1 protein-coding gene is annotated in these 1195 nt (G+C 42.9%); it reads left to right on the top strand.

What is annotated here, in order from left to right:
• The coding region (gene dcuC, locus Q1553_RS00075) for a C4-dicarboxylate transporter DcuC (protein ID WP_300842635.1) at nucleotides 1–1116 on the top strand (1116 nt) is incomplete at its 5' end.
• Nucleotides 1117–1195: the final 79 nt, after the last annotated feature.

Genomic DNA, 1195 nt, shown 5'->3' on the forward strand with positions numbered 1-1195 from the left:
AGAATCAAAAACAAATATTTTATTTTGAGTGGAACATTTGTTGTTGGAATGGCATTAAAAATCGTGATTTCTAGTTACGCGGGATTGCTTTTGTTGCTTTTAGCGTGTATTTATCCTGTGCTTCTTGCGCTAAAGATTCGCCCTATCACCGCAGTTTGCGTGCTATCTCTCATTGCACTAGATTATGGACCAAAAGACGGAAGCTCTATCAATATGGCAGATATGGTGGGGCAAAAGGACAATGTCATTGGGCTGTTTTTGGATTATCAAATTTGGAGTGTCGCGGCTTATGTGGCAGTGATTGCACTTGCGATTCCATTTTATTTTGCGTGGGTGGATAAAAGGGACGCGCTTAAAGGGGTGTTGAGTGGTGAAGCAGAGATTCCACAAATCCTTAATCCCAAATGCCCGACTTTTTATATCCTATTCCCTTGGCTGCCAGTGGTTTCTTTGTTTGCTGCATATTTTTTGCAGATTAAACTAGATGTGGTAACGGCAAATTTCATTAGCATTGCGATTGTTTTTGCCGTGGAATTTATCCGACACAGAGACGCTAAGAGACTTGGTGAGGATATGGTTGTGATTTTAAAGGCAATGGCAGAGATTTTTGTCAGTGTCGTTAGTATTATCATTGCGGCAGGAGTTTTTGCAGAGGGGGTTAAGTCTCTTGGTGGCGTAGGGATTCTTGTCAATGCGGTTTCTGGATTTGGCAAAACAGGAGAATTTGCGACTTTTGCGGTGATTTTGAGTATTGCAGTCTTTAGCTTTTTAGTGTATTTTGCTAGCGTGATTATGGGAAGTGGAATCGCAGCATTTAATGCCTTTGGCAGATTAGCTCCAGAAGTAGCAACGAAGCTTGGAATCGCGCCGATTACTTTAGTTTTACCCATAGAGATTGCGTCTTGTCTAGGGCGGGCGGCTTCTCCGATTGCGGGTGGGATTCTTGCTCTAGCGGGGTTTGCGAAAGTTTCGCCAATGGAGATTATCAAGCGCACAACTCCGCTTTTGCTCCTTGCTATGGTGGTGAATATCCTTGTGGCTTTTTATCTTGCAAAGGCGAATCCTCTTCCTCCACAAGAGCGCACACAAACGCAGGCGGTGGAATCTCTTTTTTAGATTTTTTGGGTTGTTTTTCTCATTGTTGCAGGGTTATTGCTGTGGGATTTCATACCACAAGCTTACTTCCTCAAAATAT

The organism is Helicobacter sp. UBA3407 (assembly GCF_949747025.1).
GTDB lineage: Bacteria > Campylobacterota > Campylobacteria > Campylobacterales > Helicobacteraceae > Helicobacter_D > Helicobacter_D ganmani.